The following is a 24,392-nucleotide window of genomic DNA, read 5'->3' on the forward strand; positions in this document are numbered from 1 at the left end:
AACACGCCACAGCGCGTGAGGCGTGTTTTTGGAGCGAAGATGCCCCGTGCGCCGGAGCCTAAAGGGGGCGATCCCCTTTAGGCCGTCAGCGCCTTATTTACTGCAAGTAGTATACGCTCGGTTTCGTGCCGGCTTCCTCGTTGAGGAACATCGTCTCGCGTCCCTCGATGGCCTTCGACACGTCCGACTCGGGATCGTCTAGGTCGCCCCAGTAGCGCGCGCGGCCCGGGCACAGCTGCATGCAGGCGGGCACGTCGCCGCGGTCGATGAGGTTCTTGCAGAACGTGCACTTCTCCACCGTGCCACCCTTATGCGGCGGGGCATCGTACTCGCCCACCACGACGTCGAGGTAGTACTCGGGGCTCTTGATCAGCGTGCGCACGCCCTCGTACGGGCACGCCTTGATGCACGACTCACACCCGATGCACAGCTCGCTGTCCACCGAAACGATGCCCGTCTCCTCGTCCTTGGTGGTCGCCCCCGTCGGGCACACCTCGAGGCACGCCGGGTTCTCGCAATGCTGGCACTGGAAGGGCAGATAGGAAAGCGTGCAATTTGGATATTCGCCAGCAGCTGTGTCCACCGAATCGCCGCCAACCGTCTTCACTTGATTAAATAGCACGTCATTAGGCAAGTTGTTAGCCATCTTGCAAGCCACAGCGCACGTTTGGCATCCGAAGCAGCGATTCAGGTCGATCGCCATACCGTAGCGGGTCATCTATACCACGCTCCTTACATCTTCTCGATAGCGACAGCAACGTCATTGAACGGCTGGTTCGCGCATGTCTGGTTGAACTTCATGATAGGCAGCGAGGCAAGGTGCCCGTCGATGAACTCCGAACGCTGGAAGCCGCGCGGTACGCTTGCCGTTTTACGCGGCAAGCCGGCATTAAGGACGGCTTCCAGGATGCAAAAGCCGCGATCGTTGTACACCTTCACCTGGTCACCGGCAGCGATGCCCAATTCGGCGGCGTCCTCGGGGTTCATTTTCACTACAGGCGTCGTCTCAACCTCGGAGAGCACTTCGACATCCCACCATTGCGTGTGCGTACGCGTACGCATGTGGTCAGACAGCAGATGGAAAGGATGATCCTTACGCACGACGCTGGCCTCGTCGGCCTCGAGAGAGGGCTCATGATGAGGGACGCGCTCCTTCTCGACATCGACCTCCTGGCCAACGGTGTCAGCGAACGGCGTTTCCTGATAGAAGCGCCCGCGAGCGGTCGGCGTGTTGAACGCGCCTCCCTCATAGGGGCGATAGGGATCGCCCGGGAGGATGCGCATGACCTTTTCTTCTTTGAGCTTGTCGAAGGTGATGCCCATCTCGCGCAGGGCGTCGCTGTCGAGAACCTCCGCGAGAGCGTCCTCGTTGGTCTTCCAACCCCAAAACTCGCCGTATCCCATCTTCTCGACGATCATCTTGTAGATATCGAAGTCAGACTTGCTCTCGTACAGGGGCTCCATGGCCTTGTCAGCCCAGACCAGGTACGGCTGGGTGCCGCACGCGGCGTACATGTCGCTCTGCTCGTACCAGTCGGCGGCGGGCAGGAGGATGTCGGCCCATTTGGCAGTATCGGTCATGCTCTGATCGGCCACGACAATGAAGTCGATCTTGGAGAATGCCTCTTCGATATAGCCTTGCTGGGCGTAGACGGAAACGGGATTTGCCAGTGTGATGTAGAGACTCTTGACCGTGATCTTCTCACCATTGTATTCGCCGGTATCGAGAACATCGTTCATGAGATCGAGATTGTAGCTACGTGTGGAACCGAGACAGGGATTGCCCTTTGAATCGGCGGCGGCGAAGCTGCAGGCGATATTGGTGAATCCGCCCACGTTCATACCAGTCGGACCCGTCGATGCACCCTTCTTGCCAATATTGCCGCTTACCATGCCCAAAGCCAAAACGGACCAGATGGCGTAGTGGCCGTTGTCGTAGTGATCCATACCGTAGTGCGTATAGGTGGTCACGGGGCCGTTCTGCGTGTATACCTCCGCAAGCTCCTTCACGGTTGCCGCAGGAACACCCGTCATCTCCTCGACTTTCTCGGGCGTGTATTCGGCGGCCGTCGCCTTGAGATTATCGAGGGTTGTTTTGACGGCAATGCCGTTCACGTCCGCGACACCGGTCATAGCGGGCTTTTTCGCCTCGTCGAGCACGACCGCCTTGTTAGCATCCTCGTCCCAAACGACATAAGGGTCGATGATGGTAGGTTCGCCGGTTGTGGGATCGGGTTCTCCCTTCGCTGCCTCGACGCCCAGGTCGCTCATCTTGAGGAGGCTGCCATCCTCTTTGATGAGCAGCGCAGCCTCGGTGTGGTCGCACAAGAAGTCAACGTCCTCCCAGCCGTTTGCGAAGATCTCATTGATGATGCCCATGGCCAGGGCAGCATCGGTGGTAGCCTTGATAGGGATGTACTGGTCGGCCTTTGCCGCCGTCATGTTGTACACGGGGTCGATAACGATGAATTTCGTCCCCTGCTCCTTGGCTTCGAGGATGAAGTGCATGTTGTGCAGTTGCGAAACCGCCGGGTTGGAACCCCAGCAGATGATGGTGGAGGCGTTTTTGAAATCGGTAGGCTCGTTGGAGCTGCCGAAATTGGCCTGGCCGCCGAAGCCGATGATGAGCGCCGTCTGCAGAGCCCAGTCAAGGTTACCGTTGACGCGCGACATGCCCATTATGCTGGCGAATCGACTCAGGTAGGAGCCGATACCGAAGACCCCACCGCCGAAGGAAAGGTTGCCGGATTGCGAAATGAGCGAAACGGACTCGGGACCAAACTCTTCAGCATAGCCCTTCCACTTCTCGGCAATGATGTTGACAGCTTCGTCCCAGCTGATGCGTTCAAATTTGCCCTCACCGCGTTCACCCACGCGCTTCATGGGATATTGGATGCGATTCGCACTGTAAACACGACCCATATGGGACAGGCCTTTGCTGCAAATGCGATTGTAACTGCCATCTATCATGTCACGAGCCGTAGTGCGAACCATTTGCCCATCACGCACGTGAACGTTCAAGAAGCAACCGCCGAAACAGTTGCCACGGCAGACGCCGGAAAAGATTTGTGTTTCCGGGACTTCCTTTTGAGGTTCGGCTTTTTCCAGGTTCTGGGTTTGGGGGCTGCAGCCTACCAGCGCGCCCGTCGCCGTCAGCGCTGCCGCACCCTTGATGAAGCTCCTGCGGGTGAACCCATGCGTTGCTTGTTCAGCCATGTGTGCTCCTCTCTTTTTCACTCCTCGGCCGCAAGGCCTTCCGATGCTCGCCCTTCGCAGATAGCGGGGAGGGGATCGCGTTCTGCGAAGGGCGGGGTGAAAAGCCTTGTTCCCCCTGGCCTTTCATGAGTCTCACTTTACGGAGCGCCGAAGGATATTGCGATAAATCGGAAATAAGTTTTGCGTTAAAAAATTCTTAACCACACATTAACGCCGCAGGTCAATGAGCAATTATGCCTATCGTGACTATCGAATGCCATCCAGTTCACGCGCCTATGCTCCCGCGTCTCGCGACGAGAAGCGAGAGCGTTCGCTACGCCGCATTCTGGCAGGAATCGACGGGATTCTGTCGCCATCTCCTCCGATCATCCGAACCCGATTCGATGGCAACGAGCTGAACTGGCGTAATGCAAAGGCGGCTCGTCCAGCGGCAGCCGGGAGTCGCATTTTGCGCCCCTGCAGAACGGAATCCCGTCGTTTTCTGCCAGAATGCGGCGATCTGTCGACACGACCGGCCGATCGCACACTCGCCAGGCGGACACGTCCGAGGAAGTTCCACGCAGCGGACAGCGCATGCCGCCTACTCCAAGGTGTCGGCCATCTTGTAGCCCACCCGCTGGACGGTGAGCAGGTACTTGGGCTCCGAGGGGTTCTCCTCGATCTTCTCGCGGATCTTGCGGACGAACACGGTGATGTTGTTCGTGGGCTTGCAGTCGGCATCCGACTCGCCCCAGATGTACTCCTGGATCTGGCTGCGCGTGAACACCTTGCCCGGATGCGCCGCCAGAAACGCCACGATCTCGAACTCCTTCGTGGTCAGCGCCACCGGGCGCCCCTTCACGCGCACCTCGTATTCGCCGAACCGCACCTCCAGCTCGCCGATACGCGCCACGCCCTCGCGGTTGCGGCAGCGGGCGAAATCGATGGTGTCCTTGTGGCGGCGGATGTTCGCCTCGATGCGCAGCAGCAGCTCGGTGGAATCGAACGGCTTCGTCACGTAGTCGTCGCCGCCGGCGCGGAAGCCGATGCTCTTGTCCACGATGTCGCACTTCGCAGACAGGAAGATCACCGGGATGCGGCGGCCCTGCTCGCGGATGCGCGCGCAGAGATCGAAGCCGTTCGTGCCCGGCAGCATCACGTCCAGCAGCAGCAAATCGGGATGCTCGCTGGCCAGCAGCTCCAGCCCGCTTTCCGCATCCCTCGCGCCGCAGAACGCGTAGCCGTTCGACACCAGCAGCTGCTCGAGCGCTTGCCGCAGGTTGTCCTCGTCGTCGATGACCATGACCTTATACATCGTCCTCCCCCTCTATCTCGCCCACGATCGCGCTCGCGGGAATCGTGATGACGAACCTGCTGCCGCGACCGAGCTCGCTTTCCACCGACACGGCGAACCCTTGCATGTCGCCGTATTCGCGCACCAGTGCCAAACCGAGGCCGCTGCCGTTGTATTTGCGCGTGGACGTGCTGTCCACCTGCACGAACCGCTCGAAGATGCGCGCCTGGTCCTCGGGCGCGATGCCGATGCCGTCGTCCACCATCGACAACGTCACCACGCGCGCCTCGGCGTCGTACGCCACGCGCAGCTCGATGGAGCCGCCGTCGGGCGTGAACTTGATGGCGTTGCTGGCCAGGTTCTCCAGCATGCGCGTCGTCTTCTCGTAGTCGCCGTTGACCAAGGGCACGTCCGACGCCACCTTCGTGCTGAACGACACCTCGTACTTGCGTGCCAGCGGAGCCATGGTGCCCTTCACCGATGCCGCCACGTCGCCCAAATCCATCGGCTCGCAGGTGGCGCGCATGCCGCCCGCATCCGAACGCGCGATGTCCAGCATGTTGTTGATCATGTTGAGCAGGATGCGGCTGTTCTTCTCGATCTCCTCCCACGAGCGACGGTCGTGCTCGTTGGCCGGGTCGCACGCCTCGCGCGATATCTGCGCGAACGTGATGATGGACGTCAGCGGCGTGCGCAGCTCGTGGTTCACCATGCTTAGCAGGTCGGACTTGAACTGCGTCTCCTGCGCCAGGTCGGCGTTCAGCTGCTCCAGCTTGTCGCGCTGGCGTTCCAGCAGGGCGTTCGCCTCGCGCAGGTCCACCGTACGCTCCTGCACCTGCGATTCCAGATGCTCGTACATGCCCCGCAGCTCGCCCGCCATGTCGTTGAAGCCGGCGATGAGGCTCCTCACTTCCTTCGCGGCGAAGCGCTGGCTGACGGACGCGCCCAAGCGTCCCTGTTTCAGCTCGCCGAACGCCGCGTGCATGCCGCCCAACGGCCGCAGCACGAACACGGTGGTCACCACCAAGATGACCAGGCCGATGAACACGGTGATCAGCAGGAAGTACGCCATGTCTCGGATGACGTTGCCGCGCATGGCCGCCTGCTGCTGATCGAGGGGGATCACGATGCTGATGGCCCCGCCGACCGACTCGAGCGTCCAACCTTCCTTCGCGTGGTCGGTGATGTCGAGCTCGCCGACCGGCTCGCCGTGGCATTCAAGGCAGCTGTCGTCCACTTCGAGCGCTTGAAGGTAGCGGAACCGATCCTCGCCGTCGAACGGGGCCACGCCGTAGTATTCGGTCACCGAACGATCGGCGTTGAACGCCTCGAGCGCCTTCGTCTCGAACTCGTCGGGAATGTCCTGCTCGCTGCGCGGATCGAAGTTCGTGTACCGGATGTGGTAGTCGCTGCCCGCCGAGAACAGCCGGCCGACGCTTTTGCCCACCACCGAGCAGTGCAGGCCCTTGAACTCGTAGCCGCCGCTGGACGAATTGTTGATGATGCTTTGGGAGTTGTCCATGAACTGCCACACCACGTCCATCTCGCGCGCGAACGTGCGCGCCTCCTCCAGCATGGCCTGCTCGGTCTGCCGCTGCTGCGAGTACAAATCGAACGCGACGAACGCGAAAAACGACACGGCGAACACCGCCGTCAGAGCGGTAAGATAGATGGTCTTCAGACTGAAAGCATGCTTCCCCATGAGCGCCCCCTACGCTGCGTTCGGAAAAATTCGCAGCGTGCAAGCACCGTAGCATAATCGTCTGATCGAAGCAAAGCTGCGACGAGCAATCAGCGACCTGGGGAAACACACGCATTCGCATCGCCCATCTGGCTATTATGATCTCGTTGCTCAAAGAGAGAAAACCTCAGCGCTTCTTGCGCGGCCTGCCCTTTTTGGGAGTTTTTCCCCGGTCGGAGGCTTTTTCGCCGCGCATGCGGCGAGCCTCTTCGCGGCGCGCGCGCAGGTCTTTCGTCTCCTGGCGAAGCGCCTGGTACGATGCGTAGCGCTGTTCGCTGATATCGCCCGACTCGACGGCGGCGCGCACGGCGCATCCCGGCTCGTCCTCGTGGCTGCAATCGCGGAATCGGCAGCGCTCGGCCGCCTCCTCGATATCCGCGAACGCTGCGCCGATGCCGGTATCGGCCTCCCACAGGCCCAGTCCGCGCACGCCCGGCATGTCCATGATGAAGCCGCCGCCGGGAATGGCCACCATCTCGCGGCTCACCGTGGTGTGCCGACCCTTGCCGTCGCGGTCGCGCACGGGGGTTGTTTCCTGCAACTCGTGTCCTACCAGCATGTTGATCAGGCTCGACTTCCCCACGCCGCTTTTGCCGATGAGCACGGCCGTGGTGTTCGGCGGCACAAGCGCGCGTACCGCTTCCACGCTGGAAGGATCGTCGGCCGACACGACGACGGTCTGCACGTCGGGGCCGGCCAGCGCGCGCACGCGATCGCGCACCGATGCCACTTCGGCATCGCTTTCGGCGAGATCGGCTTTCGTCAGCACCACGGTCACGGCCGCGCCCGTCTCGTAAGCCAGCACCAGCTCTCGCTCGAGCCGCCTCACGTTCACATCGGATAGCGGTTGCGCCACGAACACACGGTCGAAATTCGCAGCCAGCACCTGCGGGAGCGCGCGTTCGGTGGGATCTTTGCGCACGAACGCGCGCGTGCGCGGCAGGATACTCTCGATGATGCCCTTGTCGTGGCCCTCCGGCACGGTCACCTCGACGAAGTCGCCGATCACGGCACGCACTTCCTCGCCTTTCACCAGCGCGGTGGCATGCTCGCAACGCACGAACGACCCCTCGTCGGTGCGCACGAGCGGATATCCTCGATCAAGCTTGACGACCTGGCCTCTTTGCAAAAGCCCTCCTTCGAGTCACGAACAGCGCGCCTACCGCTGCCGTTCCCTCAGCCAATAGAACACGCCCAGCATCACCAGCCCGACGACCACCACGACAATGCCCGGAACGAACGCGTTGAAGTCGAACTCATCGGGATGGCGCTCGCCCGGCGCGATGACGGTCACCGCCTCCGCATGAAGGTCGCTCTGGCCTTCATGATCGGCGCACACGAGATGGAACGTGCCACGCACTTGCAAGATGGTGCCCGTAGTACCATACTCGCCGAACGTGTCGATCTTCGATGCCGATTCGTTGCTCATATACACCGAGATCGTCGCAGAATCGCCCTGAGAGGAAAGCGTGATCCACCGATGCCTCCCCGACACGCCGGCACGGATGCTGTCGCCGATGACCTCGCCTGTTACCTGCACGGTCGGATTGTCGTAATAGGCATCGGCGCCGCTGAGGTCGACGATGGACGTGTCGTAGATGAACGAGCTGTCGGGCAGCTGCTGCGTGTTCACCGCGTTGTCGCCCTCGGCAGGCTCATCGGCATGCGCGGCAGCCGGCAGCGCAAACACCGCCGCAAGCAGCACGGCCAGCACCGCGACGAAACTCACGAACGCAATCGGCAGCGGCAGCGGTTGACGGGTTCCCCACCTCATGACTTTAGCACCCGCCTTTTCGGATTGAGCGACACGATGATCTCCGCCACCAGGGCCAACAGGGTAACGAATTCCAGACGACCTGCCCACATCTGCGCGATGTAGAAGAGCTCCAACGACGGAGACATGCCCGGAGCGGCAAGCCCCGACGACACGCCGCCGTTGCTGGCCATGGCCACCGATTCGAAAATGGCCTGCGGCGCCTCGTAGCCATGCGCGATGCCCACCAGCGTGCCCACCGCGTACGTGGCCACGTACAGCACGAACACCGTCATGGCCTCCTTCACGACTTCCGGTGAAAGAATGCGCCGGCCCACATGGTTGTACGACACCACGACGCGCGCCGAATCGGGCGCAAGCGCCTCTTTGATGGTGGCGATGATGGACTTCATGATGATGCCCATGCGGCTGAACTTCAAGCCGCCCGAAGTGGACCCGCCGCTGCCGCCCACGGCCATGAGGATGGCCAGCACGAAGAACGCGCCCGACGACAGCGCGGTTGTCAGCTCGTTGGTGGTGATGTTCTGAAAGCCGGTGGTGGAGAACGCCGATATCACCATGAACAGCCCGCGTCGCAACATGGCAGGCAGACTGGAAAACTCGGGGCTTGCGCTGAGCGAGGCTGCCAGCACGCATGTCATCACGGCCAACCACAGCACCATCGTGCGGATTTCCAGATCGCGGAAGAAAACCTCCACGTGTCCTTTCCACATTTCGGAGTGCAGAACGAAGTTGATGGAGCCCAGCAACATAAGCAACATGAGCACGATCTCGAGCGGGAACCAATGATAGTACATGACGCTCTGGCTCATAGGGGCAAAGCCGCCCGTGGTGAAACCCGAGATGGCCAACCACAGCGATTGCAGGAACGCGCGCAGCGGTTCCATGCCGAGGAACAGGCACATGGCCGTGAGAATCACCGTGGCGACAAAGATCATGCCCATGCCGATCTTCGCGATGAACTGCGTGGTCTGCACAACGTTGGGCACCACATGTTCGCTACGACCCTCGGACATGTACAGGCTGGCTCCAGCGCGCTTGCCGAACAAACCGAACGACAACGCCACCACGATAAGACCGAAACCGCCCAACAGGTGCATCATGAAACGCCACATGTTGTCGGCGTTCGACAGGTGATCGAGATCGACGATGACGCTGGCGCCTGTGGTGGTCAGACCCGACACGCCGTCGAACAGGGCATCGAGGTAGCTGAGGTAATGGCCCGACAGGTACAGCGGCACCGCCGCCACGAACGCGAGCACGATCCACGCGAACCCAGTAACGGCGAGCGCCTGCTGGCGATTGAGCCGACCCGGATCGATGCGCAGGAACCGCAGCGCCGATCCGACGATAAGCGCAATGCCGATGGTCAGCAGATAGTGCGTCGCAGGAGTCCACTCAGCGCACGCAAGAGCCGTGACGAACGGCACCAGCAGAGCAAGGCTGGAGAAGAGAACGAGCACGCCGAGATAATGGCCGATGACCCGAACGTCGTACAATGTGAACCGTTGCCACATTCTGCGTCTACCTTTGCCTCGAACCGCGCAAACGGGCGAGTGTTTCGATGTCGATCAACCCAGCACGATCCTTACCAAGATGATAAGCGCCCACAGCAGCAACAGGAAGCACGACAGCGACAGCAGCACCACGCTGTAACCCAGCAGCGGCGTCTCGATGACCTGTCGGATGTCCTTGTTCCTTTTGCGCATGCGGGTATTCTAGTACAAATGGCCGCTGTGCGATACGCCCGGCGCGGCAACAGACACAATGATGATGACTTGGGCGCCGCGAGGCTCGCAGAAAGGCCGTTCGACGCTCTCCATAATAAAGTTTACACGCGTAGCTATCGAAGCACGCATGAGCAAGGTATAATCCCACCATTCTTTGATCATTCGATCAAAAAACGCGAAGAGGAACGAGAAAGGTACGATCATGGCTCCTGAAAACGACATCGATTACTCGCTGTCGCGCGTTCCTGATGAAGCGAAACAGCCATTTTGGCGGATTCTTTTCATCAGGATCGGCGCGATCTGCTGCGTATCCCAGCTCATGTTGGGCGCGGCACTAGGCTACGGCCTGACGTTCTGGGATGCCTTCCTAGCAACCATGCTCGGCTCGGTGCTGCTTCAGGTGGTCAGCTGGGCGCTGGGCACGGCGGCCGCGCGCGAAGGCTTGTCCACCAGCCTGCTGTCCCGCTGGACCGGGTTCGGCAAGGTAGGATCCGCCCTGTTCGGCGGCGTGGTGGCTATCTCCATGGTGGGCTGGTTCGGCGTGCAGAACGCGGTGTTTGGCCAGGGCATGGCTGAAATCGTCCCGTTCACAGATTTCCTCGGCACGCAGGAGATCCTGCCCGGCATCATGGCTGGAATCACGCCCGAGTACATCTTCTGGGCCATCATCACCGGCCTGGGCATCACGCTGCTCGTGGTGTTCGGCATCAAGGCCATCGCGAACTTCGCCACGGTGTTCGTGCCGTTGTTCGTGATCGTGGTCATCGTAGCCGCAGCCATCATCCTGCAGAACCATTCGCTGACCGAGCTTCTCACCACGGCCCCTCCGGGACCGGCGCTGTCGCTGGGCGCGGCAACCACCATGGTGGCGGGCGGCTTCATTGCGGGCGCTATCTGCACGCCCGACTACGCGCGATTCCTGAAGAACGGCACCCAAGTGTTCTGGATGACGCTCATCGGCACGTTCGTGGGCGAGCTGGGCATGAACCTGCTTGCCGTGCTGCTGGCGCACGCCATGGGCACCGAGAATATCGTCGACATCATGATGGGCACGTCGGGCATCATCGGCGTCATCATCGTGGTCGCCTCCACGGTGAAGCTGAACGACATCAACCTGTACTCGTCCAGCCTGGGCTTGGCAACCATGATCAACGCGCTGTTCAACAAGGCCATCAGCCGCAACGGACTCGTGTGGGCGCTCGGCATCGTGGGCACGCTGCTGTCGGTCATCGGCATCATCAACTACTTCACCAACTTCCTCACGCTGCTGGGCGTGGCCATCCCGCCCGTCGCCGGCATCATGGTGGTGGACTACTTCATCTTGAAGCGCAGCCGCGCGACGCTTGACGCTTCGCGCGCCAAGGGCGAGCTGCCCGAGAAGGTTGAGAAGTGGAACCCCATCGCCATCGTCTGCTGGATCGCCGGTTTCGCCGTGGGCGAGGTCACCAGCATCATGAACGTGGGCATTCCGGGCCTGAACTCACTGATCCTGGCCGGCGTGCTGTACTGGATCGTGATGAAGGTGTACGCCTCCATGAAGAAGGTGGACACCGTTACGTTCACGGAAACGGACCAAGTGCTGTAAGGCTCGCCGCGATGCGGTGGGTGTGGGCGGGGCGAAGCGAAAGCACACCCCACCGCCGCAAAAGCCCTGATCAGCAATGCGAAGCCCCTGATGTTTCACGTGAAACATCAGGGGCTTCTTCTGTTCACAGCGGCGTCCTCGGATGCAAGATCCTGTCGTTGGGCTTCGTTTTATGGGAGCAGCACCAGATCGTAAAGGTCGGGGCGACGGTCGCGCAGGTAGGGGCTGCGCTGGCGATAATCGACCACTTCGTTCAGGTCGAGCTCCACATGCAGCACCCCTTCGGCCTCCTCGGCCAGCTCGGCCACCACGTGGCCGCGCGGGTTGCACACCTTCGTGTGGCCCGGCATGACCAGCTGATCCTCGACACCGTAACGGTTCACGGCCGCCACGAACGCAGTGTTCTCCAGCGCGCGGGCGGGCGCGTTCACGTCCCACACGTCCATATCCTCCTGGCACCACGCCGAGGGGCACAGGATAAGATCAGCTCCCTGCAGCGCCAGCATGCGCGCGACCTCGGGGAAGCCCATGTCGTAGCAGATCATCACGCCGATGCGCCCGAAGTCGGTGTCGAACACCGGGCAGTCGCAGCCGGAGCGGAAGTAGAAGCGCTCGAGCGCCCACAGATGCTGCTTGTCGTACGTGCCCAGAAGCTCCCCCTGGCGATCGATGACGACCGAGCTGTTGAACGGAACCCCGGCCATATCGTACGCGAGCGCGAGGCCCGCCACCACGTAGCAGTTGTCTGCGCGGGCAGCGTCTTGCAGCGCACGCACCGTGGGGCCGTCTACCGGCTCGGCCAGTTCGGGCACGTGAGGGCCGACAATGTTCAGCTCGTAGCCTGTAGAGAACAGCTCGGGCAACACCACGAGGTCGGCGCCTTCGGCAGCCGCCTCGGCGATCATCCGGCACGCCTTTTGGGTATTCGCTGCCGGATCGCACAGCACGCTCTCGAACTGCACCAGTGCCAAATGCACCGTGCGCCCGCCAGCCGCTTGTTTCGTTTCGGTCATGGGTTTCTCCTTCAACGCCTCAAACCGTTTCGCTGCATTATCTCATGATCAAAGCGCCTTGCACGCGCCCAGTTGGAACGATGAAGGAGGGCATCGGGCGAAATCTACTTTCTTGCACCTTTAGCACAAATCACGACAGCGAGCGTTCCAATGACAAGGGAGAACGCCGCAGCTGAAACAAACCACGTTCCTATCGTATCTTCGATCGTTCTCCAGTCGCCTTGAAGAGCGCTCTCTTTCAGCATCCAGATGATTGCCACAAGAACCGCAAGAGAGCCCACGAAGGACAGACAAAGCAGAACCATTCGCAACAGGTTGCTCTTGCAAAGAAACGCACCCGCTATCCCCCCTATGACTACCACTCCGGAAAGAATCACGATCAAGGCAGAGACGAGAACCATCAGCGTCACCTACTTACCCTCAGACGTCGTCGGGCGTTTCCGGCGGTCGGTCGACCGCCGGAACAAAGCTACAGCATCAGATCGCCGACGGCTTTGACGCGGATGCACAGCGCATCGCCCAGATAGGCCATCGGGATGTCCTCGACGTCGACCACTTCCACGGTGCTCGGATCGGCGCCGGCTTCGATGGCCTCGTCGCACGCGCGCTGCTTCGACTCGGCGAGCGCCTGGTCGCGCGGGGTCTCGGTCAGCGAGAACACCTTGGCGATCTGGCCGGACACCTGCGCGATGGCCGAACCCACTGCGTTCGCCACGCCGAAGTTCTCAGGGCGCAGCACGTTGTCCGAGCCTTCCAGCTGATCAGGAGCCAGAATGGAACCGCCGCCCACGAGGATCACCGTCACATCGCCGGCCGAGGTCTTCATGGCGTCCACCGCATCCTCGATGATGCGCGTGATCTCGACATAGGCCGCGTCCACGAGCGCGGGGTCGAGGTCGGCCACCAGTGCGGGATCGCCCACGCCCTCGGCCAGGCCCTTCGCCACCACGATATCGGTCGCGGTCAGCGTGTCGCCGCCGAAGCACCGCGCCTTCTTCGTGACCAGGTAGCCCACGCTGTCGGGGCCCACCGTCATGCTGCCGTCCTCCAGCTGGCGCACGAGCGAGCCGCCGCCGAGGCCCACCGACACCAGGTCGGGCATGCGGAAGTTCGTGCGCACGTCGCCGATTTCCACGGCCACCATGCTCTCGCGCGGGAAGCCGTGCGCCAGCACGCCCACGTCGGTGGTGGTGCCGCCGATGTCGACGACCACGGCGTCCTTCTCCTGCGTCAAGAACGACGCGCCGCGGATGGAGTTCGTCGGCCCGCACGCGATGGTGAAGATAGGATAGCGCTTAGCATAGTCCACGCTCATGAGCGTGCCGTCGTTCTGGCCCAGGTACACGGCCACGTCGGTAAGGCCCTCAGACGCGAGCGCCGCCTCGAAGCTGTCGGCCGTCGTGCGCGCCACGTCGTACAGCGCCGCGTTCAGGATGGACGCGTTCTCGCGCTCGAGGAAGCCGAGCGACCCGATCTCCGACGACAGCGTGATGGGGAAGCCCTCGCCCAGCTCCTCGCGCAGAACGGCGGCGGCGCGCTTCTCGTGCGCGTCGGACACCGGCGAGAACACGCTGGTCACAGCAACGGACTCGAAGCCCTCTTCGCGCACGACGCGCGCGACCTCGCGGATCTCGTCTTCCGACAGCGCGCTGATCTCGCGACCGTCGAACTCGTTGCCGCCGTGCACGAGGAAGTCGCGCACGCGCATGGCGTTCTTCAGCTCGTCGGGCCAGTCGGCCATGCAGCTGATGGCCGTCGTGGCCGGGGCGCCCACGCGCAGCGCGGCAACCTTGTTCAGGCGCTTGCGCTCGACGATGGCGTTCGTGCAGTGCGTGGTGCCCAGCATGGCGAACCCGATGTTGCGCGCCGCGTCGGCACCGATCTGGGTGATCACCTCGTGCATGGCGGCCACGATGCCGCTCATGACGTCCTCGGTGGTGGGGCTTTTCGTCGCGGCCACCAGCTTGAGGTCGCCGTCGATGACCACCGCGTCGGTGTTCGTGCCGCCCACGTCGATACCCAGACGCCAGATGCGCTTCTGATCTGCCATTACGCCTGCACCTCCTCGTTGTTCATCGCGGCGACGCGCTGCTCAACCGGCACGTAGTCGATGTCGTAGCCGAACGCGCGCGGCCCCACCACGGCCAGGCCCTCGGGCGTGCGCCACTGCGGCGCGCAGGGCATGCCCACCACCACGATGCGGGCGCCGTACTTCAGGCCCTCGGTAGTCACGGGCGAGCCGGACTCCATGTCCAGCGACATGATGAGGTCGGGCGACGTGGTCACCGGCTGGCCGTCGCGCAGCGCGATGAGGTTCTCGTTCTGGAACTCGATGATCAGCTGGCTGCCCTTGTCCTGGTCGAGCCCGTCCACCACGGCGCGACCGCGCACGAACATGCCGTCGGTCTTGCGCTCGACGTCCACCACTTTGCCGCGGAACAGGCGAAACCCGTTCGTCACGTTCAGCACGGCCTCGATGGGGTCGGCATGCTGCTCGCGCGCCTCGCGCAGCGTGCGGCCGATCTCCTCGCACAGCGTGGGCGTGTCGGGGATGCAGTAGTCCTTGAGCTGGCGCCCCGTGCACGGATACGACGCCAGGATGGTGTAGCCGCCCATCACCGACGTGGCCTGGCGCGAGATGCGCTCGAGCCACTTGTCGTCGATCGCGCGCACCGTGACCGTGTTGCCCTTCTCGTCGGCCATGACGGCGGGCTGCCCCTTCACGCCGTTGATGCCCAGCGTGGTCATCTGCAGCTCGGGGAACGCGCGGCCCATGAGATCGCAGTCCACCACGGGGATGCGGCGCGTGGCCGCCAGGATGAACGGGATGGTGGAGTTCACGCCGCCGGCTTCCACCGCGTAGATGGCGTACGGCTCCTGGCCCAGCTCCTTCACCAGCTCGTCGTACGTGGCCATGGGCTCCAGGCCGCTGCAGATCTTCTCCACCATGATGGTGGGGGCGCCCATCATCTGGGACACGCACACCACGGCATCGTCAGGAACTTCGTCGGGCGAGATGAGCTCTACTTCGCCGTACTTCTTGATGGCCTCAATGGCCATGAGCTTGCCGACGTACGGGTCGCCGCCCCCGCCGGCGCCGAGAACCGTCGCGCCAAGCGCCATGTCCTCGATCTCTTTGATGCCGATTTTCCTTCTCATGATGGAATGGAACCTTTCTCCATATGCCGCTGCTTGAACAATCTATACGTTGGATTGTACTGGACTGCCCTTGCGACTGGAATGCCGAAACGGCGATGCACCGAAATGCCGCACGTTTGCCGCTCGCTGCATGAGCAAGAGCATCCCGTAAGGGCTTTTGTCCTCGCAAGATGTTTTCATTGCTTTCATTTTTGCTTTCATCCTTGCAAAATGCTTTCATTGCTTTCATATTTGCTTTCATCCTTGCAAATTGCTTTCATTGCTTTCATACTCGTTGCAAGCAACTATGAGCAAACCAGGAGGTGCGGTCCCAATGAAGGAAGACGATCTTCCGTTCGACCTTGCCAAAACCATTGCGTGCATGCGCGCAGCAGGCACCGATCTTCAATCGTGCGAAGTGAAAAGCGCGGTCGGCAAGCTCCCTAAAGACCTCGCCGAATCCGTCTCCGCCTTTTCAAACGGTTCGGGAGGCACCATCGTGCTAGGTCTTTCCGAAGAAGAAGGCTTCAAGCCCGCCCCTGGATTCGACGCCAAGCGCGCGCAAGACGCTCTGGCCGAAGCGTGTTCCACCAAGCTTACACCCGCCATCCGACCGAATATGAATATCGAAACGTTCGAGGGAGCGCCCGTCCTCGTCGCTTCGATTCCCGAGCTTCCCCCTCGCGACAAACCCTGCCACGTGACCACGAGGGGAGCCTACGAAGGTTCGTTCATCCGAACCGGAGACGGCGATCGGAAATTGAGCCACTATGAAATCGACCGCCTGATCGAGGAACATTCGCAGCCGCGCCACGATGCCCGTATCGTCGAAGGGGCAGCCGAAGACGACCTCGATGACGCGTTGGTCGAAGCCCTCGTGGAACGCGAGCGCTTCCTGCATCCTCGCATTTTCGAGAAATTGGAGAAGCGGGATATCCTGAAAGCCTTACGCGTGCTGGACGAGGACGAAGACGGGGTTCTGCGACCGACGCTTGCAGGGTTGCTAGCCCTTGGGTTCTATCCTCAGAAACACTTTCCGCGCCTCAGCGTGTCGTTCGCCGCGTATCCGGGAACGACCAAGGCAACGTTGCCGGAGACGGGCCAGCGGTTCCTCGACTCGAACGATTTCGTCGGACCCATTCCCGTCATGATCGCGGAAGCGGTCGCAGCCGTTGCGAAAAACATGCGAACCGGCTCGTTTTTCGAAGGGGCATTTCGCGAAGACGTGCCCGACTATCCTCAGGAAGCGGTACGGGAGGCCGTCGCGAACGCACTCATGCATCGCGATTACTCTCCGGAAGCTTGGGGCGCCCAAGTGCAGGTCAACATGTACGCAGACCGGCTCGAGATCCTCAATCCAGGCGGCCTGTATGGAAGCGTGACCGTCGATACGCTGGGAACGCTCGGGTTGTCCTCAAGTCGAAACGAATTTTTGTCCAAAATACTCGGAAGCACCCCATACGCTCAAGCACCCGGGAAAGTGCGCTATGTCGTGGAGAACAAAGGGTCGGGATATGCGGAAATAGAAACGCAGCTGGCGGCCGCATACATGGAGCCGCCGAAGCCCCGTGATCGGCCCGGATCGTTCTCGCTCACGTTCTGCAAGAGGCGCCTGACCCCCAGCGAACAGCACGACTACTCGAACGAGAACATCGAGAACGCCATCCTCGCCATGGCCACCGAACGCGAAACCATCAGCGCGAAAGAAGTGGAGGAAGCATCGCGTTTATCGCGCGGAACCGTTCTTAAACACATCAATAACCTGATTCGCCAGGGATCGCTGGAAGCGACGGAACCGGGCAGCAGCAGGAAAAAACGGTATAGGTTGACGCGTCCCTGATAACGGATATCGCACTCGCGTCTGCAACCATCGATTGAAAAAGGAGATACCTCCCATGATTTTCAAACAGTTGATCGAACTCTACGACCTGTTGGACTCGCCCGCTGCAAGCGGAGCGGGCGTGGTGGAGTACCTGCGCGGCATCGACCCCGCGTGCGATGCCGAAACGTACGTGCTGGAGGGGCCGAAGGGCTCCACCGATATGGTGCGCGTGCGCATCCCCGGTTCGCGCGGGCGCGCCGCCGGCGGCGAGGCGCCCACCATCGGCTTGCTGGGACGCTTGGGCGGCTTGGGCGCGCGGCCCGAGCGCATCGGCTTCGTGTCGGATGGCGACGGCGCGCTGACCGCGCTGGCCTGCGCAGCGAAGCTGCTGTCAATGCACGCACGCGGCGACGTGCTGCCGGGCGACGTGTTCGTCTCCACGCACGTGTGCCCGCACGCACCTACGTTCCCGCACGAGCCGGTGGCGTTCATGGGATCGCCCGTGGCCACGGCCGATGTGAACCGCGAGGAAGTGGGCGGCACGCAGCTGGACGCCGTGCTGGTGGTGGACACGACGAAGGGCAACCGCATCATGAACGAACGCGGCTTCATGATCTCTCCCACGGTGAAGCAGGGCTGCATCATGCGCGTCAGCGAAGACCTCGTCTCGCTGGTGGAAATCGCCACTGGCCGTCGCGCGCGCACGTACCCGCTGTCCATGGCCGACATCACGCCGTACGGCAACGGGCTGTACCACCTGAACTCCATCCTGCAGCCGTGCACCGCCACCGACGCGCCTGTCGTGGGCGTGGCCATCACCACCGAGACGGCCGTACCCGGCTGCGCGACCGGAGCCACCCACCTGACCGACCTGGACGAGGCGGGGTCGTTCATGATCGAGGCGGCGAAGGCGTTTGGCGAAGGCAAGTGCGCGTTCTACGACGAAGACGAGTACGCCCGTTTCGTCGAACGCTACGGAAGCATGGCCCACCTGCAAGGCATGGGCGCCTTGCCCGCCGAGGATCCGGAGGCGTAAGCGCAATCGGGATCCGGAGGCGTAAGCGCAATCGGGATCCGGAGGCGTAAGCGCAATCGGGATCCGGAGGCGAATGTTTCACGTGAAACATTCGATGACTTGAAAGGTTATAGTATGGATCTACAGCAACGTGCACGCATCATTATCGAAACGAATCTTGCGCTTCAGCCAGGCGAGACGCTGCTGGTCGTCACCGACGACCCCACCCGCGAGGTGGGCGAGCTGTTCTACGAAGCCGCCTGCGCCATGGATCATCGGGCGCTCATCATGCAGATGCCCGAAGGCTCGGTAGCAGGCGAGGAACCGCCCGCGCCGGTAGCGGCGGCTATGAAGGCGGCCGACGTCGCACTGTGCCCCACGGCGAAGTCCATCACGCACACGAACGCGCGCATCGAGGCAGCGGCGGCGGGCACGCGCGTGATCACCATGCCCGGCATTACCATGGACATGCTGCGCGACGGCGCCGCCTGCGCCGACTACGCCCAGGTGGAGCGACGCACCCGCCAACTCACCGAGCGCCTGACGCACGCGAAGCATGCGCGCATCGAGAAGGATGGCCATGTGCTGGAACTTGCGCTGACAGGGCGCAACGGCGTGGCCAGTCCCGGCGTGTACCGCGAACCGGGCGCCAGCGGCAACTTCCCCTCGGGAGAGGCGTACATCGCGCCGCTCGAAGACGGGGCGAACGGGACGGTCGTCATCGACGGCTCGATGGTGGGCATTGGCACGCTGACCGAGCCGATGACGGTCACCATCGAGAACGGACGCCTCACGCGCATCGAGGGCGCCGACGCGCAGGGTCCCTACGCCGAACGCCTAAGCGTGCTGTTCGAACAGCCCGAAAACGGCACCATCGCCGAGCTGGGCATCGGCACGAACGAGGCCGCGAAGCTGTGCGGCATCATCCTCGAAGACGAGAAACTCTACGGCACCGTCCACATCGCCTTCGGCACGAACGCCTCGTTCGGCGGCGTCACCAAGGCGGACTGCCACCTCGACGGCATCATCCTTAACCCCACCCTCTACCTCGACGACGAATGCATCATCCGCGAGGGCGAGTTCGTGTAGCGAACTAGCAACCTTCCGCAACCACCGGGATGTTTCACGTGAAACACTCCTGCGGACGGGGCGGTGAAACGGGGCACGGGGTCGACGGATCGGCGCCGCAACACGTAAACGGCCCGGCAAATGCCGGGCCGTTTACACTTGCGACCTTGCGGGAAGCCGCGCTCGTTCTGTTCAGACGACTTACTTCTCGCCGTCGGTCAGCAGGTCGTCGAGGGGCATGGCATCCAGCTCCAGGGGCTCTTCCACGGTGCATTCGTAGTTGCCGTCCTGGTCGATGCTGATCAGCACATGGCTGCGGTCGCGCAGCTTGCCTTCCACTACCTTCTGGGCGATGCGGTCGACGATCTCCTTCTGGATGAGGCGCTTCAACGGACGCGCTCCGAAGATGGGATCGTAGCCGTCTATGGACAGGTGCTCCATCGCCGCCGGTGTCACGTCGAGCGTGATGCGGCGGTCGGCCAGACGGTCGCGCACCTCTTCCAGCTGCAAGTCGACGATAGGCTCGATGTTCGTCATGTTCAGCGCGTTGAACACCACCACGTCGTCGATGCGGTTGATGAACTCGGGGCGGAACGTCGCGCGCAGGGCGCCGTCGATGGCCTGCTTCATGGCCTTCTCGTCGCCATGCTCGGCGAACTCGCGGATGAATTGCGAGCCCACGTTCGACGTCATGATGATGATGGCGTTCTTGAACGATACCACGCGGCCCTGGCCGTCGGTCAGACGGCCGTCGTCCAGCACCTGCAACAGGATGTTGAACACGTCCGGATGCGCCTTCTCGATCTCGTCGAGCAGGATCACCGAGTAGGGCTTGCGGCGCACGGCCTCGGTCAGCTGGCCGCCCTCGTCGTAGCCCACGTACCCCGGAGGCGCGCCGATCAGGCGCTGCACCGAGAACTTCTCCATGTACTCGGACATGTCGATGCGCACCATGGCCTTCTCGCTGTCGAACAGGTACTCGGCCAGCGCCTTCGCGAGCTCCGTCTTGCCCACGCCCGTGGGGCCCAGGAACAAAAACGAGCCGATGGGACGGTTCGGGTCGGACAACCCGGCGCGGTTGCGGCGGATGGCGCCGGCCACCGAGGACACGGCCTCGTCCTGGCCCACCACGCGCTCGTGCAGCTTGTCCTCCAGGTCGACCAGCTTGGCCATCTCGCCCTGCATCATCTTCTGCACGGGAATGCCCGTCCACGTGGAAACGACCTCGGCGATCTCGTCGTCCGACACCTCCTCCTTGAGGATGGCGCCGTCCTGCTGCTTCACGTTCAGCTCTTCCTCGGCCGCATGCAGCTGCTGCTGCAGCGCGGGAATGCGCGCGTAGCGGATCTCGGAGGCCTTCACCAGGTCGCCCTCGCGGGTGGCGCGCTCCTCTTCAAGCTGCGCGCCCTCGAGGTCGCTCTTGAGGTTCTGCACGTGCTCGATGGCGTCCTTCTCGTTCTGCCACTCGGCCTTGCGCTTGTCGAGGTCCTCCTGAGCCGTGGCGATCTCGCGGCGCAGCGCTTCCAGGCGCTCTTGCGAGGCCTGGTCGCTCTCCTTCATGAGCGCCTGCTCCTCGATCTGCATCTGGGTGAGCTTGCGCTCGGCGGCGTCCACCTCCTCGGGCATCGAGTCGATCTCGATGCGCAGGCGGCTGGCGGCCTCGTCCATGAGGTCGATGGCCTTGTCGGGAAGGAAGCGGTCGGAGATGTAGCGGTTCGACAGCTCGGCCGCCGCCACGATGGCGGCGTCGGTGATGCGCACGCCGTGGTGGATCTCGTACTTCTCCTTCAAACCGCGCAGGATGGCGATGGTGTCCTCCACCGTGGGCTCGGTGACCAGCACGGGCTGGAAGCGGCGCTCGAGCGCGGCGTCCTTCTCGATGTACTTGCGGTACTCGTCCAGCGTGGTGGCGCCGATGGCATGCAGCTCGCCGCGGGCCAGCGCGGGCTTCAGCATGTTGCCCGCGTCCATGGAGCTGTCGCCCGTGGAGCCGGCGCCCACGATGGTGTGCAGCTCGTCGATGAACAGGATGATGCGTCCTTCGCTCTGCTTCACCTCGCGCAGCACGGCCTTCAAGCGGTCCTCGAACTCGCCGCGATACTTCGCGCCGGCCACCATCGCGCCCAGGTCGAGCGCCACGAGGTCGCGGTCCTTCAGCGAAGAGGGCACGTCGCCGGCCACGATGCGCTGAGCCAGGCCCTCGACGATGGCCGTCTTGCCGGTGCCCGGCTCGCCGATGAGCACGGGGTTGTTCTTCGTGCGGCGCGACAGCACCTGGATGGTGCGGCGGATCTCCTCGGCGCGGCCGATGACCGGGTCGAGCTTGCCTTCGCGCGCCTTCTGCGTGAGGTTCTGGCCGTACTGCTCCAGCGCCTCGAACTGCACTTTGTTCTGCTGGTCGGTGACGCGCGTGTCGCCGCGCAGCTCCTCGTAGGCAGCCTCAATGCTCTTGCGCGTGACGCCGGCCGTAGTGAGGATCTTGCCCGCGGCGCCCTTCTCCTCGGACAGCGCGATCAGCAGATGCTCGCTGGTGGCGTAGCTGTCGCCCAGCTTCTCGGCGATCTTGACGGCGTTGTCGATGAGGTTCATCAGGGCCGGGCCAGGCACGCCGCTCATCATGCCGGGGTTCCCGCTGACCTTCGGCATGCGCTGGATCTCGGCATCCACGTTGGCCTGCAGCTGGAACGGCTCGGCACCGATGCGCTTGATGATAGCGGACAGGTTGTTCTCTTTCGATTCCAGCAGAGCCTTCAACATGTGAATGGGCTCTGCCTGCGATGACTCGTTCTCGGAAGCGATGACAATCGTCTGTTGCAGCGCTTCCTGAGCGGTCAGGGCTAGCTTGTTCAGGTTACCCATGTTCATACAACGTTCCTCCTTCGCTTAGGGCAGCTGCCGCAAAGCAGTCGGTAAGTCGGATACGCGCACGAGGGCGTTCACGCTTTCGCGCGTTTCAAGCTCGTGCACGCGATCGGCCAGACGGCGCACGCGCTTGTGCAGGTCGTCCAGCTCGGTGTCGCGCTCCTCCAGGCGGCCCTGGAGGTCGAGAATGCGGATGACGCCCGCCAGGTTGATGCCCTCGCTCGTCAGCTCGTTGATCAGCTCGAGCCGCTCGATGTCGGCCGGCGAGTACATGCGGGTGTTGCCGCTCGTGCGCTGGGGCGATACGAGCCCCTTCTGTTCATATGCTCGCAGCGTTTGCGGGTGAACGCCCGCCAGCTGCGCGGCCACGCTGATCATGTACAGCGGGCGGTTGCGGTCGGTTCGGTCGCTCATCACCAGCTCCTCACATCATCGGTCGTAGCCGCTAAATAATCTTCCATGGCCTTCTTCTGGCCTTCGTTCATCTCCTTGGGCACGACCACCTTCACGGTGATCTTAAGGTCGCCCGAGCCGTCGCCCTTCACCTTGGGGGCGCCTTTGCCCCTCACCGACAGCACGGTGTCGTCCTGCGTGCCCTTCGGCACGCGCACGCGCACCTTCGTGCCGTCGGGCGCGGGAACCACCACGCTGGCGCCCAGTGCAGCTTCCGCCACGCTCACGGGCACGTCCATCAGCACGTCGGCGCCTTTACGAGTGTAGTACGGATGCGGATCGATCTTGGTGGTGATCAGCAGGTCGCCTGCAGCACCGCCGTTCTCGCCCGGGCCGCCCTTGCCCTTGAAACGCAAACGCCCGCCGTCCACGGCGCCCGCCGGGATCTTCACAGTGAGCGTCTCGGACTCGCCGCGACCGGGAACGCGCACGGTCACGCGCTTCTCGGCGCCCTTGAAGGCCTCGTCGAACGTCACGTTGAGGGTGACGTTCATGTCCTGGCCCTTGCGCGGACGCGGCTGGCGGCCGCCCCCGAAACCGGACATATCGTTGAAGTCCCAGTCCGTTCCGAACGCGCCTTCGCCGTGGCGGATGCTTTCCAGGATGTCGGCCCAGCTGCCGAAGCCGCCGCCCGCGCCGCCGAAGATGTCCTCGACGTTGACCGAGCCGCCGCCCCAGCCCTGGGGGATCTGGTTCTCGTTCGCCGTGCCGTACTGGTCGTAGAGCTTGCGTTTCTTGTCGTCCGACAGCACCTCGTACGCTTCGTTCAGCTCTTTGAACTTCGCCTCGTCGCCGCCGGCGTCGGGGTGATGGGTGCGCGCGAGCTTGCGAAAGGCCTTCTTTATCTCATCGGCCGTCGCCGTGCGTGGAACGCCCAGCGTCTTGTAATAGTCCGGAGTCGCCGCCATCCGCTCCACCTCCTCAATCTATCGAGTAAACCAAAAGCGGGCAGCCTCTTGGCCTTGCCCGCTCTGGTCGTTTGCTTTTACTTTTCCGCGTCTTCCTGCGGTTTCTCCCGTTTGGGACCGCCGGAGGTGACGGTTACCATTGCAGGCCTGAGAACTTTCGTTCCCATCTTGTAACCTCGTTGGTATACCTCGGACACCGTCTCGTCGGGCACGCTGGCATCGTCCACCGTGGCCACCGCTTGCGCCTCCAGCGCGTCGAACGCTTCGCCGGCCGGGTCGATGACCTCGACGCCGTCCTTCTTCAGCACGTCGACGAGCTTCGCATGCACGGCCTTCACGCCGTCGAACAGGCCGCCTTCGCCGTTCTTCGTCGCGTAGTCGATGGTGCGCTCGAAGTCGTCGATGACGGGCAGCAGGCTGGTGACCAGCTTCTCCGTCGCGCGCGCCTTCTCGACCTCGCGCTGCTCGGTGGTGCGGCGGCGATACGTGTCCCACTCGGCGTGCAGGCGCAGGTACTTGTCCTGCCAATCCTGGGCCTCCGCCTTGGCCTGAGCCACCTGCTCGTCAGCCGAAGGGCCGGCGTCTTCGATGACCTCGGCCTCGATCGCCTCGCCTTGCGGCGCCGCTTCCGCGGCGACAGCGTCGGAAGAGGGGGTTTCCTTGCTGCCGCTCGCGTCGGCGGGCTGGGCCTGCGGCTGGGCTTTCGCATCCGCAGGACGGTCGTCTTCGATGGGAATGCTCTTGCCTGCGCCTTGAGCCGCGCGCTCGGGCGTGGGCTGGTTGGGCTGGGCCAT

At 62.8% G+C, this 24,392-nt stretch carries 20 protein-coding genes; 4 read left to right on the forward strand and 16 right to left on the reverse strand.

The genetic code is table 11. The annotated features are described in order from the left end of the window. Positions 1-97: 97 nt before the first annotated feature. From GT590_RS01085 to GT590_RS14270, 8 genes are all read right to left on the reverse strand, one after another. On the reverse strand, positions 98-718 hold the full coding sequence (locus GT590_RS01085; protein ID WP_021409014.1) for a 4Fe-4S dicluster domain-containing protein: 621 nt from the start codon (positions 716-718) through the stop codon (positions 98-100). A 14-nt stretch (positions 719-732) separates the two neighbouring features. Continuing rightward, on the reverse strand, positions 733-3,216 hold the full coding sequence (locus tag GT590_RS01090) for a molybdopterin-dependent oxidoreductase (RefSeq protein ID WP_114557974.1): 2,484 nt from the start codon (positions 3,214-3,216) through the stop codon (positions 733-735). A gap of 580 nt (positions 3,217-3,796) precedes the next feature. Continuing rightward, positions 3,797-4,510, reverse strand: coding sequence for a response regulator transcription factor (locus GT590_RS01095; protein ID WP_009305406.1), 714 nt, complete (start codon positions 4,508-4,510; stop codon positions 3,797-3,799). After that, entirely contained in the window at positions 4,503-6,191 is a 1,689-nt protein-coding gene (locus GT590_RS01100; RefSeq protein WP_161170795.1) for a DUF3365 domain-containing protein, read from the reverse strand. Before GT590_RS01100 ends, GT590_RS01095 begins: the two co-directional genes overlap by 8 nt. Positions 6,192-6,357: 166 nt before the next feature. Next, on the reverse strand, positions 6,358-7,359 hold the full coding sequence (gene rsgA, locus GT590_RS01105; protein ID WP_009305408.1) for a ribosome small subunit-dependent GTPase A: 1,002 nt from the start codon (positions 7,357-7,359) through the stop codon (positions 6,358-6,360). 30 nt (positions 7,360-7,389) lie between these two features. Continuing rightward, positions 7,390-8,004, reverse strand: a complete 615-nt coding sequence (locus GT590_RS01110; protein ID WP_161170796.1) for a hydrolase — start codon at positions 8,002-8,004, stop codon at positions 7,390-7,392. After that, positions 8,001-9,521, reverse strand: coding sequence for a TrkH family potassium uptake protein (locus GT590_RS01115; protein ID WP_114552242.1), 1,521 nt, complete (start codon positions 9,519-9,521; stop codon positions 8,001-8,003). The genes GT590_RS01110 and GT590_RS01115 overlap by 4 nt, the downstream gene beginning before the upstream one ends. Before the next feature lie 54 nt (positions 9,522-9,575). After that, positions 9,576-9,713 carry a hypothetical protein gene (locus tag GT590_RS14270; RefSeq protein ID WP_181815922.1) on the reverse strand — a complete coding sequence of 46 codons (138 nt, stop codon included), beginning with the start codon at positions 9,711-9,713 and terminating at the stop codon, positions 9,576-9,578. 223 nt (positions 9,714-9,936) lie between these two features. Between GT590_RS14270 and GT590_RS01120 the strand changes: the two genes are divergently transcribed. Beyond that, entirely contained in the window at positions 9,937-11,319 is a 1,383-nt protein-coding gene (locus GT590_RS01120; RefSeq protein ID WP_114552244.1) for a cytosine permease, read from the forward strand. Between the two features lie 170 nt (positions 11,320-11,489). On the opposite strand, the gene GT590_RS01125 is transcribed toward GT590_RS01120, so the two are convergent. The 4 genes from GT590_RS01125 to GT590_RS01140 form a co-directional block, all read right to left on the reverse strand. After that, the gene (locus tag GT590_RS01125; RefSeq protein ID WP_086414164.1) at positions 11,490-12,332 is read right to left on the reverse strand and encodes a nitrilase-related carbon-nitrogen hydrolase; all 843 of its coding nucleotides are present in this window, start codon (positions 12,330-12,332) and stop codon (positions 11,490-11,492) included. Between the two features lie 104 nt (positions 12,333-12,436). Then, entirely contained in the window at positions 12,437-12,742 is a 306-nt protein-coding gene (locus GT590_RS01130; RefSeq protein ID WP_086414163.1) for a hypothetical protein, read from the reverse strand. Between the two features lie 59 nt (positions 12,743-12,801). Next, positions 12,802-14,382, reverse strand: a complete 1,581-nt coding sequence (locus GT590_RS01135) for a hydantoinase/oxoprolinase N-terminal domain-containing protein (protein ID WP_086414162.1) — start codon at positions 14,380-14,382, stop codon at positions 12,802-12,804. Continuing rightward, positions 14,382-15,491 (reverse strand): DUF917 domain-containing protein, encoded by a 1,110-nt coding sequence (locus GT590_RS01140; RefSeq protein WP_009305415.1) that lies wholly within the window; start codon positions 15,489-15,491, stop codon positions 14,382-14,384. Before GT590_RS01140 ends, GT590_RS01135 begins: the two co-directional genes overlap by 1 nt. A gap of 313 nt (positions 15,492-15,804) precedes the next feature. Between GT590_RS01140 and GT590_RS01145 the strand changes: the two genes are divergently transcribed. The 3 genes from GT590_RS01145 (at position 15,805) to GT590_RS01155 (ending at position 19,396) form a co-directional block, all read left to right on the forward strand. Next, positions 15,805-17,310 (forward strand): ATP-binding protein, encoded by a 1,506-nt coding sequence (locus GT590_RS01145; protein WP_086414161.1) that lies wholly within the window; start codon positions 15,805-15,807, stop codon positions 17,308-17,310. 55 nt (positions 17,311-17,365) lie between these two features. Continuing rightward, positions 17,366-18,328: a DUF1177 domain-containing protein gene (locus GT590_RS01150; RefSeq protein ID WP_114552245.1), complete on the forward strand. Its 963-nt coding sequence runs from the start codon at positions 17,366-17,368 to the stop codon at positions 18,326-18,328. 114 nt (positions 18,329-18,442) lie between these two features. Then, positions 18,443-19,396, forward strand: a complete 954-nt coding sequence (locus GT590_RS01155) for an aminopeptidase (protein ID WP_086414159.1) — start codon at positions 18,443-18,445, stop codon at positions 19,394-19,396. A 180-nt stretch (positions 19,397-19,576) separates the two neighbouring features. On the opposite strand, the gene clpB is transcribed toward GT590_RS01155, so the two are convergent. The 4 genes from clpB to GT590_RS01175 form a co-directional block, all read right to left on the reverse strand. Then, positions 19,577-22,240 carry an ATP-dependent chaperone ClpB gene (gene clpB / locus GT590_RS01160; protein WP_086414158.1) on the reverse strand — a complete coding sequence of 888 codons (2,664 nt, stop codon included), beginning with the start codon at positions 22,238-22,240 and terminating at the stop codon, positions 19,577-19,579. Between the two features lie 18 nt (positions 22,241-22,258). Beyond that, positions 22,259-22,651: a heat shock protein transcriptional repressor HspR gene (locus GT590_RS01165; protein WP_009305419.1), complete on the reverse strand. Its 393-nt coding sequence runs from the start codon at positions 22,649-22,651 to the stop codon at positions 22,259-22,261. Continuing rightward, positions 22,651-23,598, reverse strand: coding sequence for a DnaJ C-terminal domain-containing protein (locus GT590_RS01170; RefSeq protein ID WP_009608498.1), 948 nt, complete (start codon positions 23,596-23,598; stop codon positions 22,651-22,653). The genes GT590_RS01165 and GT590_RS01170 overlap by 1 nt, the downstream gene beginning before the upstream one ends. Before the next feature lie 77 nt (positions 23,599-23,675). Beyond that, positions 23,676-24,392, reverse strand: coding sequence for a nucleotide exchange factor GrpE (locus GT590_RS01175; RefSeq protein WP_086414157.1), 717 nt, complete (start codon positions 24,390-24,392; stop codon positions 23,676-23,678).

The organism is Eggerthella sp. BIOML-A1, assembly GCF_009875595.1.
GTDB classification, from domain to species: Bacteria; Actinomycetota; Coriobacteriia; order Coriobacteriales; family Eggerthellaceae; genus Eggerthella; species Eggerthella lenta.